Here is a 10,310-nt window from a genome sequence, read left to right as displayed (position 1 = left end):
GTTGAAGCGCTCGACGGAATCGAACCAGGCCAACTGGTCGGCGCCGGATGCCGAGGCCAGCTTACGGTCGCGATTTACCCACCCTTGGCCGCCGTTGTAAGCGGACAGTACGAATGCCCAGCGATCACACTCGCTGGAGGCCTGGTTTCGGTCGTAGAGCCAACGGTCGTAGGTGACCAGCGCGCGCAGTGCCCAGCCTGGATTGAACGGCTGGTTGGTGCCGAGGGCGGCCGGATACAGGCCGGCGATCCACTCAGCGGTACCGGGCATAAACTGCGCCAAGCCCTGTGCGCCGACGGGAGAGCGGGCATCAGCACGCCAGCGGCTCTCCTGATGCACTTGAGCACCGAACGTAGCGATCGGCGCCGACAGTCCCCACTCAGCATGCGCCGCTCGAACCAGCACGCGGCGATACTGCTCGGCGGCCCGCGGGATCTCATCGGCCTTGGCCGACGAGAAGAAACCGCCGGCCAGCAGCAGGAGCATCAGCGCACCGACCCAGCATGCTCGGCGCCGGACGTTCACGCTGGTGGTGAGACCATCCGATCGATACGACGACAGGAGATAAGTCATGGCGGCAACGATCAGGATCGTCTGCGGAATCCCCATCGTTACAGCCCCAGGGTCAAGCCGAGGATGCAGCCCAGGACGATCAGCGAGCGGCGCAGCCAGGCACCCACGACCTCCAGGTTGGCCGAGCATTCATGCGGGCGAGCCGCGAACGTGAACAGACTGCGATCGATCCAATAGCCGGCCACCGCGCCCAAGGTCACCAGGACCAGCTTGTAGGCAACGACCTGGAGTTGCTCCGGGCGAATGGCGGCGAGAATGATCAGAAGGACGAGGGTGACCAGCGTCCAGCTGGTCATGCGCGGCGCGCGGCGGCGCCGGGGTTGCGGCGATGACATGACGATGCTCCCGATAGGGTGGCCATCCCTGGCCAACTGATGGGCATCCTGCTCCTGCAGGACGCCCGGACATCATCGTCACGCGCGCGCGAGGTCGCTTTTCGGCAGTTCGAAAATCAATCGATTGGCCGGACGGGGCAGCATGGAGTATCCCTACTCACTGCCCTGTAATCTCCCGATACCGCCGCTGGTATTCCTGGTAAGGGAGCTGCATCTGGTTCAGTTGGTCCAGTTGCTCTTGGACCGATTCGCGAGTCTGTAAGACATGATCTGAGCCAGTAGTTCTATGGAGGGCGGGTGGGGCTGCTAATGGAGCGGGTGTGTTGATCAACCTGCCAACGCGCAATAGGCGACCAGAAGGGCTGAATACGAGAGCGGCCAATTGCTGACTGGTCTTAACATCAACAGAGGCGAAACCGCTGGTGGCATCTGAGCGAACGTACTGCCATATGAGTAGCTGTTCACCCGCTTGATTTGTTTCTACCTGATGTGGGTCGCCGAGTAACCGGCGCGCATCCTCCATTGTAGAAACACCCAATTGCAACTGACCTACGCTGCTAGCCGGAAATGGTTTTCCTATGGTGGCCGTCGCACAACCAGCGACTACGACAAATGCAGCTATTAGCAGCCAAACCCGCCCCTTAAATATCAGCCTTTCCACTGTCCCGTGTCCTTTCGAAATTCAGTTCTGGTCACACTGCTCGCTTGCTGAGCGACGCGCGAGCGCCTTCACTTACTAAATTGCTTTCCCCAACACCACGAGCAAAGCAGCAAGTAGTCCACATTGAATGGGGTAGGCGACAACCATGGCTCTGGCTTCGATGACAAACGCCTTCCAACCCGAACCGTGCCGCTCGTGGGCTTGACCCTCCAAGGACCGGTCTGCAGGTAGCTGGTTATTTTGCTGCGAGGAAAGGCCGGCAGCATCCTCGACAAAGCGCAGTGCTTGCTTCAGTTGCTCAGGGTTCAGCTTGTTGAGCACTGTCAAGCCGAACTCCCTCGAACAGTAGCGGGTGAGGTCCTGATAAAGCCCTCGCTCGTTGGCTATCTGCAGCACCTCTGCAACCAATCGTTTGGCATGTGACAACGAATGTAGGTGTTCTGCGTGTTCCAGCAGCGCTCGTTCGGCCTCTGAGAACTTGCTCTTCGGAATCTGCCGGACTTTGCTCACGCCAATGCGGGTATGAACGACCTCTCTCCATAGAGTCCAAGGATCAACTTTGTACTCACTGCTGATGTTGTTCACCAGCAAGTTCAGTCGTTTCCTCTGCTCTTGAGACAGCGGCTCATGTTCGGGCGCAAGATGGACCTCAATGAAGTCACGTCCTGCGACCCGGTTGCGATCGCCATCAACGTCAATGTCGCTCACGGGTCACTCCTTCTCTTGGTAGTCCCGCCCCGCCGTCCTATTACCGCTGCCCTGTACGGTTACGCTGCCAGATTTGGCGAGCTTCTTCCCAGATTGGCCAGTAAGCAGCGCCGCCAGCAGCTCCTTTCTTTTGCTCGCAGTAAGGCCCCGATAAGCCTCCAGCAAAACCTGCTCATCTGCTGGCAGATGCTGGTTCGTGCCTCTACTTGAACGCACCCCTGTTAGTACATACGGCACATCGACCCCTTCAGACGACCAGATAGCTAGAGCTTCGGCGTCTGGCGAGGGTCCGCCTTCTTGCTCCCAACGCATCTGGGATTTTCTGGAGGCATTTACAAGTTCCGCGAAGTCCCCCTGGGTGTAACCCAGACGCTCGCGCTCCTCTTTGATTCGCCGACCTATGGACAATTGTGTCCCCACAAATACCTTGACGAGTCCCATAATTGGGACCATCATCATTCATACAAACCCGCAACATCTTTGCATTACAGGAGCCACTGCCATGGCCGCTGCAACCAAAGCCCTCACGGCCGACCAGGTGAAGCAACGCTTCCGCCAGGCCGGCAAAACCTTCACCGAGTGGGCAAAGGAAAACGGTTACGCCCGTAACGACGTCTACCGCGTTCTCAATGGCCAACTCAAAGCCAACTACGGCCAAGCCCACGAAATAGCTGTGAAGCTCGGCCTGAAGCCTTCTGTAGCTGCTGCGTGAGGAACACCGCCATGCCCCGCACCCAGCCACCTGTCGAGCACATCGACCTGATCCCGACCCCGATGGACACCTGGCGCGCCGCGCTCGATGCACTGATCGCGTGCGCCCCTGGCGATACATCGGACATCTCCTGGCACCTGGCCGACGCGCACCAGAGCAGCCTCCTGCTGGTGGACCGAACCGTTGCATCACCAGGCGCCGAACGCCTCATCGACCGGCTGATGCTCATCAGCGCTGGACGGCTGTTCAAACACAGCCTGAGTCGCGACGAAGCCTTCGAGGTCAGCTCGCGGCTACTTGCGTCCGCTCGGCAACATGCCGCAGCACCCCTGCCAGATCGCGGTGGGGCATTTGCCACATATCGCCCGGCTGAGCATCCGCCAGCGTCTCCAGATCGTCGGCAAGGCCGTCCAGATCCAGCCCGTGATCAATCGACAGGCGACGCGCGAGAGCCACAAACGCCGAACGCATCGACGCATCAAGAACCAAGTGATCGGGGGTAGTCATGTCAGTCTCTCCGACGAATGTGAATGTACCTCATCAGGCTGACGCTGTGGCAACAGCTTTGCCAATGGTGAAAACAGCTATTTGTTTGGATGACGGCCAGAAGGGCTTCTGGAGCGCCGTCCAATGAAGCGCCGGAACTGGAAGACCTGGGTGCCGCGCTCGCCCTGCGCATCCATTGAAGGCTGCGTGGAGCACGGTACGCAGAGGTACAACCGCGGGGTCGAGCGCCTCGCCATCGATCACCTGGGGCAGACCAACCAATCCAGTCTCTACAAGTGGATGGCCAACGGCCGATTGCCGCTGTGCCTGGTGGTGCCCCTGGAGAAAGCCACCGGCATTCCACTGATCACACGCTACCTGGCTGCCGCCCACGGAAAGCTCCTCATCGACATTCCGACTGGCCGCACGACGTCGCCCAAGGATGTGCAGCAGTTGCAGACCGTCCTGCATGACGCCGTTGGGGCGCTCCTGGCTTTCCATGCCGGCAGCCAAGACCGAGACAAGACCTTGGACGCGCTGCGGGCGGGCCTGGAGTCCCTGGCCTGGCACCACGGAAACGTCACCCAACACGAACACCCCCAGCTCGAACTTGGAGATTCCGATGACTGAGAAACGCGTCAACGAAACCGCGCTGCGCGTCCTGCGCGTTCTGATCGCGCTGAAAGGACACACCTTGACGGGCCTTTCGAATGGCGAAGTCGCCAAGGCCCTTGGCGAGAGCCCGGCCAACATCACCCGCTACATGCAGACCCTCATCGAGGCCGGCCTAGCCGAGCGTAGAGAAGATGGCCGATTCGCTCACAGCGTCAGCATGCTGCAGATCGCCCAGGCCCATGCGGACCACGTTAGCCGCATGCAGAACCGCATCCACGAACTCAACCGCCGGGTCGCTGCCGGCTCCATGATCTGAGGGGATACCCATGGGACGTACTGCCACCAAACCGAAACCCGCAGTAGAGCTGCCGGAGCTGGATAGCGCCGCTATCAACCAGAACATCGCCACCATGACGGAGCACAGTGCCGAGGTCATGGCGCAGTTCGGCGACGGCCTCCCTTACGACCGCATCCGCGTGGTCAATGAGGCGCGCTTCTACATGGCCCAGTCGGCAGAAGCCATGCTGGAAGCCGGAAAGCGCCTGATCGTGCTGAAAGAGCATGAGCCCCACGGCGACTTCACTCAGATCGTCACTGAACAGTTGGGGATACATGAGCGCGCAGCGCGCCGGATGATGCAGGCGGCGCTCAAATACCTGTCTCCTGCACTGGAGTCAAAACGGACAACGTTGTCCGTTTTGGGGAAGGCGAAGCTACTCGAACTGATCAGCGAAGATGATGACGATCTCGTTGCACTTGCCGATGGAGGCACAGTTGCAGGCCTCGACCTAGACGACATCGAGCGCATGAGCTGCCGCGAGCTGCGCAAGGCTCTGCGCGACCTCCGCGAGGACAAGGAAGCGCAGGGGCGCCTGCTGGCCAACACCACCGAGAACCTGCAGAACACCAAGCTCGAACTGGAGAAGACGCGCCGCCAGGTGGAAACCATGACGGCCGACCAGCGCGCGGCAGAGCTGCGTCAGGAAGTCACCTCCATGGCCTATGAGGTCGAGGTCGGGATCATGGGGCAACTGCGTGAAGGCTTCGCCAAGTTGGCCGAGCAGGCCGAGGAGCAAGGTGCCGACCATCGCGCCTTCCAGGCTGCACTGATCGTTCACCTGGAATCACTCCTGGAGGAGGTACGCAACGAGTTCGACCTGCCTGCAGAGCTTGGTCGCGACCAGGCACCCGACTGGGTGGGGGCCGATATGGCCGCCCTGGATGCCCAGTTCGCGGACGGAGTGGGAGCCTGATCATGGCCGTGTCTGCCGTCATCACCCAGCGCCTGGTTGACCTCGACCGGCAGCTACAGAGCGCCGGTCAGGGGCAGCGCACGGCGCTATGCAAAGCAGCCGCGGCAGAGCTGGGTCTGTCGCTGGCATCGCTGTACCGCAAGCTGAAGGATGTACAGGTGCGTGAGCGCGCACCGCGTAAGCGGCGCAAGGACTCGGGGCAGAGCCGCCTGGGGCGTGACGAGGCCCTGGTGATCAGCACGGCGTTGATCCACTCGGCCCGACATAACGCGAAGCGCCTGTATTCCGTTGCTGATGCGGTCGAGGATCTTCGCGCCAGCGGCTTGATCCGTGCGGAGTCTGTCGACCGACGCACCGGAGAGATCCGCCCGATGTCGATCAGCGCGATCAGCCGCGCGCTGCACAGCTACCGCCTGCATCCATCCCAGCTATTGGCGCCGGAGCCGGTCACCGAACTGCGCAGCCTGCATCCGAACCACGTCTGGCAGATCGATGCGTCCCTCTGCGTCCTCTACTACCTGAAGCCTGGGGCGAACAAGAAGGCTAGCGGCCTACAGGTGATGGATCGCAAGGAGTTCTACAAGAACAAGCCAGCGAACCTGGATCGCGTGGCCGCTGACCGTGTGTGGTCCTACGAGATCACCGATCACTACACCGGCTGGATCTACGTTCGCTATGTGATGGGCGCCGAGAGTGGCGAGAACTTCTGCACGGTGCTGATCGAGGCCATGCAAGAGCGTGGTGGAGCCGACATGCTCCACGGCGTGCCACGCATCCTGATGATGGACCCTGGTTCGGCCAACATCTCGGCGATGTCGAAGAACCTCTGCTGCTCCCTGGGCATCGAGGTCATCGTGCACGCGCCAGGCGCGGCGCGGGTTACGGGCTCGGTCGAGAACGCCCGGAACATCATCGAGCGCAAGTTCGAGTCGAAGCTGAAGTTCGAACCGGTCAACGACCTGGACGAACTCAACGCCCAAGCGAAGAAGTGGCGCGCCCACTTCAATGCTACGGCCGTACACAGCCGGCATAGGCGCACCAGGTCAGAGCTCTGGATGACCATCCGGGCGGACCAACTGATCAAGGCGCCCACGGTCGAGCTGTGCCGGGAGCTTGCGGTGAGGGCACCAGAGTCTCGGAAGGTCACGGCCAAACTTCGCGTCTCGTTCGGAGGATGCGAGTACGACATTTCGGTTGTCCCGGACGTGAACGTCAACGACCGCGTGCTGATCACCCGCAACCCCTGGCGCGAAGATGCAGTGCAACTGGTCACGGTCAACGAGCAGGGCCGTCAGGTCTTCTATGTCCTTCCCAAGGTCGAGAAGGATGAGGGCGGCTACGCGACCACTTCACCGGTGATCGGGCAGACGTTCAGCCGTCAGGCTGAGACTCCGGCGCAGAAGGCCCGCAAAGCTGTTGACCAACTGGCCTATGGCGTCGAAAGCGAAACGGAAGTGCAGGCTGCGCGCAAGGCCAAGGCCGTTCCGTTCGGCGGTGCCTTGAAGCCCTTCCAACATATCGACGACACCCAACTGCCCACCTTCATGCCTCGACGCGGCACGGAACACAGCTTGGTAGCCCCCATCGTGGAGGTTCCGCTCCTTCCGCATGTCGAGGCGGCCAAACGTCTACGCGCGCAGTTGGGTGAAGCCTGGACCACGGACTCGATGGCCTGGCTCAAGAAGACCCACCCCGAAGGCGTGCCGGAAGACCAGCTCGACGCCATCGCCAACCAGTTGCGCAAGCCGGCCCGGCCTGGCCTGCGCGTCGTAGGAGGCAACTGATGCTGAAACTCAAGGAAGTGCTTGCCGGGGTCAGCAAGACCCAGGCCGACCTGGCCCGAGCGGTCGATTTGAGCCCGGCGGCGATCGCTCAACTGATCAATCACGGCCTTTGGCCGAAGTCCCTCGACAAATCTCGCCTGTTTGGCGCGGTCGCGGACTTTCTATACGAGCACGGCGCGAACGATGACGACATCGCGCTGCTGGAAGAAGAGATGGAGCCCCGGCGCGCCAACGCCGAGGCTCCTGCAACCCCCGAAAACGGTCAAGAAAACGAGGAGTGCGAGCCCATGCTAATGCGCAAACAGGTGCTGCTACCAGCGACGAAGAAGGCTTTCGATATCCGTCGCGACCCCTTCGACGAGCTGCAGAGCGCTGATGACATGTACGTCAGCCCCGATATTCGCTACGTCCGCGAATGCATGTATCAGGTCGCCAAGCACGACGGCTTCCTAGCAGTCATCGGCGAGTCTGGCGCTGGCAAGTCCACGCTGCGTCGAGATCTGGTGCAACGCCTGGACAGCGAGAGTGCACCGGTGATCGTCATCGAGCCCTATGTGCTGGCGATGGAGGACAACGACACCAAGGGCAAGACACTGAAATCGACCCATATCGCTGAATCGATCATGGCGGCCGTAGCGCCGCTTGAAAAAGCCAAATCCTCGCCCGAAGCGCGTTTCGCCCAGCTACACAAGGCGCTGAAGACCAGCCATGCCGCAGGCTTCCGCCACGTCCTCATCATTGAGGAGGCACACAGCCTTCCGATCCCAACGCTCAAGCAGCTCAAGCGCCTGCGGGAGCTTGAGGCCGGCTTCACCAAGCTGGTCAGCATCATCCTGATTGGACAACCCGAACTGGGCACCAAGCTTTCCCCACGTAATGGCGACGTGCGCGAGGTAGTGCAGCGCATCGAGATCGTGGAGCTGGAGCCGCTCCCGGTTGCAGCAGTGGAGAAGCACCTGGAGTTCCGCTTCGGCCGGGTCGGCAAGCCGCTGACCGAAGTGGTCGACGCAAGCGGCATCCAGGCGCTGATCGAGCGCCTGAGCACAAGCGGCCGAGACAAAACGAGCCAGCTTTACCCGCTGGCCATCGGCAACTTGATGATCGCGGCGATGAATCTGGCGGTGCATGTCGGCGAACCGCTCGTCACTGCCGATGTGATCAAGGGGGTGTGAGATGAACGTCGTACCGATCACTGGCCGCCTCCCTGAAGAGCATCCAATAGCTACCCATCTGCCGCTCTGCACCGTGCTGACGCCGGAGCTGGCCCGATGCCTGGATGCCGTCAACAACGCCACCCGCGCCCTGCGCAAGGCCGGCATTCCGATTGATCAGACGTCGGTGCTCGATCGCCGGCTGTTCATTCGTGCGGAAGACGCACCTCGCCTGTATCAGCGGTTCGAGGGTGTCCTCCGCGGCATTCGGCAGACCACCCGCGGGAGTGTCACCTTACATCTCGTCAGCCTGCTCGGCGTCGATGTGGGCTGGACGACCCCGGTGAAGGAGCAAGACCAATGACCGTCATCACCCACGCGTACACCCCGCTGATGGATGTTGACGCCATGAGCGAGCAGGACTGCCGGGAAGCCCTGAAGGACGTTTTGCGCGATGGTTTCGCGAAGGACCAGGAGCTGGTGGAGCTGAAGACCATCAGCCACAAGCTGGACAGCATGTTGGTCAAGCTCATCGACCTCTTCATCGCCGGCCACTTCTCCAAGCTGCATGCGGAGCTGCAGTGCATGGCGGTCTACCTGCAGGAGCGGCGCGCTCAGCAATCAGCAGGGAGGGTGCACTGATGAACAATGGCGCCACGCAAAGCCTATGCGACCTCAGCTTGAGCCCCTTCGCTCGGGACGTACTGACAGAACGGCAGCGGCAGATCCGACAGGAAGGCTTCAGCCCCGACCATGACGCCGAGCACCGAGGCGGTGAACTGGCGCTTGCTGCTACCTGCTACGCCGACGAAGCCGTTACGCAGATCTGCCAGCCAGAGCGAGAGCCGTGCCTGACGCAACTGGTGCCGGGCTGGTGGCCGTTCGAGTCATCGTGGTGGAAACCCAGCCTGGACGCTCGAAAGAACCTGGTGAAGGCCACGGCGCTGCTCCTCGCACAGGGTGACGCGATCGACCTGCAGATTGATACCGAACTGGAGGGACGTCCCCATGGCTGATGTTCTGGAGATCGACTGCTCCGAGTGCAGCACGCCGTACCCCGAAATCACCGCGGGCTCTGCAGCTCATGACCCGAGCCTGATCGAGCTGGTGATCACCTGCAGCAACTGCGGACACATCCTGAATGCGTTCGTCTCCCTGGCTGAGATGAGCGTTGTACCGAATCCCGAAGAGGAAAACTCCCATGGCTGATACTCACATCCCGGCTGGCTACGTGAAGAATGCAGCGGGCCACCTGGTGCCTGAGCACCAGGTGCGAGAGCACGACAAACTGCGCGACCAGGTTGCCTGCGACCTGGTTGAAGAGGCTCTACTCCTCCACGAATCTCTGGCTCGGTTCAAGGCGCGTGCCTTGGCAGATATCGACGATCTGATCCGGATCTGCGGTGACAAGTACGGCGTCACGCTTGGCGGGAAGAAGGGCAACGTCTCCATCATCACCTACGACGGACGCTACAAGATCGAGCGAGCCCACGCGGATCGCATCGTCTTCAGCGAGGAGATTCTGGCAGCCAAGGAATTGATCGATCAATGCATCCGCGCCTGGAGCGAGGGAGCCAACAACCACCTGCGGATACTGGTGGATCGCGCTTTTCGCGCCAACCGCCAGGGGCAGATCAAGACCAACGACGTCCTCAGCTTGCTACGTGTGGAGATCGACGACCCGGACTGGAAGCGGGCCATGCAGGCCCTGCGCGATTCCATCCAGGTCAACGGCCAGGCTGTGTACATCCGCGTCTTCCAACGCGATGGCATGACTGACCGTTATCTGCCGATCAGCCTGAATATCGCAGGGGTGTGACATGGACCAGGACCGTATCCTCGACAAGATCAAGAAGTGCCTGGAAATGGCGAAGGGACGGGGTTCCAACCCGAACGAGGCCGAGATCGCGCTGCGTCATGCCCACAAACTGATGGAAGCATACAATCTGGAGATGGGAGACGTGCTGGCCAGCATGGCTGGCGAAGCCAGGGTTCCCGCCGGCTCGGATGGAAAACCGCCGGCCTGGCGGGT

Annotated in this window: 17 protein-coding genes; 12 read left to right on the top strand and 5 right to left on the bottom strand. The window is 61.2% G+C overall.

From position 1 onward, the window contains the following. The 4 genes from HMPREF2924_RS24990 to HMPREF2924_RS24975 form a co-directional block, all read right to left on the bottom strand. Window positions 1-486: transglycosylase SLT domain-containing protein (locus tag HMPREF2924_RS24990; protein ID WP_168172973.1), on the bottom strand; the 486-nt coding region annotated here is incomplete at its 3' end. A gap of 125 nt (window positions 487-611) precedes the next feature. Further along, a complete protein-coding gene (locus HMPREF2924_RS24985; RefSeq protein WP_015975376.1) occupies window positions 612-908 on the bottom strand; it encodes a putative holin in 297 nt (98 codons plus the stop codon). Window positions 909-1,644: 736 nt separating this feature from the next. Beyond that, window positions 1,645-2,277, bottom strand: a complete 633-nt coding sequence (locus HMPREF2924_RS24980; protein ID WP_021204954.1) for a hypothetical protein — start codon at window positions 2,275-2,277, stop codon at window positions 1,645-1,647. A 3-nt stretch (window positions 2,278-2,280) separates the two neighbouring features. After that, window positions 2,281-2,718: a helix-turn-helix domain-containing protein gene (locus tag HMPREF2924_RS24975; RefSeq protein ID WP_061362700.1), complete on the bottom strand. Its 438-nt coding sequence runs from the start codon at window positions 2,716-2,718 to the stop codon at window positions 2,281-2,283. Window positions 2,719-2,779: 61 nt separating this feature from the next. Between HMPREF2924_RS24975 and HMPREF2924_RS24970 the strand changes: the two genes are divergently transcribed. Beyond that, a complete protein-coding gene (locus HMPREF2924_RS24970; RefSeq protein ID WP_015649411.1) occupies window positions 2,780-2,989 on the top strand; it encodes a DNA-binding protein in 210 nt (69 codons plus the stop codon). 282 nt (window positions 2,990-3,271) lie between these two features. On the opposite strand, the gene HMPREF2924_RS24965 is transcribed toward HMPREF2924_RS24970, so the two are convergent. Further along, a complete protein-coding gene (locus HMPREF2924_RS24965) occupies window positions 3,272-3,496 on the bottom strand; it encodes a hypothetical protein (protein ID WP_021204956.1) in 225 nt (74 codons plus the stop codon). Window positions 3,497-3,619: 123 nt separating this feature from the next. On the opposite strand from HMPREF2924_RS24965, the gene HMPREF2924_RS24960 reads away from it, so the two are divergent. The 11 genes from HMPREF2924_RS24960 to HMPREF2924_RS24910 all read left to right on the top strand — a co-directional run. Continuing rightward, on the top strand, window positions 3,620-4,105 hold the full coding sequence (locus tag HMPREF2924_RS24960; protein ID WP_003127832.1) for a hypothetical protein: 486 nt from the start codon (window positions 3,620-3,622) through the stop codon (window positions 4,103-4,105). After that, a complete protein-coding gene (locus HMPREF2924_RS24955) occupies window positions 4,098-4,406 on the top strand; it encodes a helix-turn-helix domain-containing protein (RefSeq protein ID WP_023089292.1) in 309 nt (102 codons plus the stop codon). The genes HMPREF2924_RS24960 and HMPREF2924_RS24955 overlap by 8 nt, the downstream gene beginning before the upstream one ends. A 10-nt stretch (window positions 4,407-4,416) precedes the next feature. Then, a complete protein-coding gene (locus HMPREF2924_RS24950) occupies window positions 4,417-5,343 on the top strand; it encodes a DUF3102 domain-containing protein (RefSeq protein ID WP_023089291.1) in 927 nt (308 codons plus the stop codon). Between the two features lie 2 nt (window positions 5,344-5,345). Beyond that, on the top strand, window positions 5,346-7,127 hold the full coding sequence (locus HMPREF2924_RS24945) for an integrase catalytic domain-containing protein (RefSeq protein ID WP_043502560.1): 1,782 nt from the start codon (window positions 5,346-5,348) through the stop codon (window positions 7,125-7,127). Continuing rightward, window positions 7,127-8,299: an ExeA family protein gene (locus HMPREF2924_RS24940; protein ID WP_023089289.1), complete on the top strand. Its 1,173-nt coding sequence runs from the start codon at window positions 7,127-7,129 to the stop codon at window positions 8,297-8,299. The genes HMPREF2924_RS24945 and HMPREF2924_RS24940 overlap by 1 nt, the downstream gene beginning before the upstream one ends. A 1-nt stretch (window position 8,300) precedes the next feature. Continuing rightward, window positions 8,301-8,642: a hypothetical protein gene (locus HMPREF2924_RS24935; protein WP_033940199.1), complete on the top strand. Its 342-nt coding sequence runs from the start codon at window positions 8,301-8,303 to the stop codon at window positions 8,640-8,642. Beyond that, window positions 8,639-8,920: a hypothetical protein gene (locus HMPREF2924_RS24930; protein ID WP_015975364.1), complete on the top strand. Its 282-nt coding sequence runs from the start codon at window positions 8,639-8,641 to the stop codon at window positions 8,918-8,920. The genes HMPREF2924_RS24935 and HMPREF2924_RS24930 overlap by 4 nt, the downstream gene beginning before the upstream one ends. Then, the gene (locus HMPREF2924_RS24925) at window positions 8,920-9,294 is read left to right on the top strand and encodes a hypothetical protein (protein WP_052156535.1); all 375 of its coding nucleotides are present in this window, start codon (window positions 8,920-8,922) and stop codon (window positions 9,292-9,294) included. Before HMPREF2924_RS24930 ends, HMPREF2924_RS24925 begins: the two co-directional genes overlap by 1 nt. After that, the gene (locus HMPREF2924_RS24920; protein WP_015975362.1) at window positions 9,287-9,487 is read left to right on the top strand and encodes a hypothetical protein; all 201 of its coding nucleotides are present in this window, start codon (window positions 9,287-9,289) and stop codon (window positions 9,485-9,487) included. Before HMPREF2924_RS24925 ends, HMPREF2924_RS24920 begins: the two co-directional genes overlap by 8 nt. Then, entirely contained in the window at window positions 9,480-10,097 is a 618-nt protein-coding gene (locus HMPREF2924_RS24915; RefSeq protein ID WP_023089286.1) for a DUF3164 family protein, read from the top strand. The genes HMPREF2924_RS24920 and HMPREF2924_RS24915 overlap by 8 nt, the downstream gene beginning before the upstream one ends. A gap of 1 nt (window position 10,098) precedes the next feature. Further along, window positions 10,099-10,310 (top strand): DUF2786 domain-containing protein (locus HMPREF2924_RS24910; RefSeq protein WP_141765574.1); only part of this gene is annotated, 212 nt, incomplete at its 3' end.

Origin of the sequence: Pseudomonas sp. HMSC063H08 (genome assembly GCF_001813645.1) — a bacterium.
In the GTDB taxonomy this organism is placed as follows: Bacteria; Pseudomonadota; Gammaproteobacteria; order Pseudomonadales; family Pseudomonadaceae; genus Pseudomonas; species Pseudomonas aeruginosa.
Note: the sequence above shows the minus strand (reverse complement) of the source record. Positions and strands in the feature narration are given on the sequence as shown.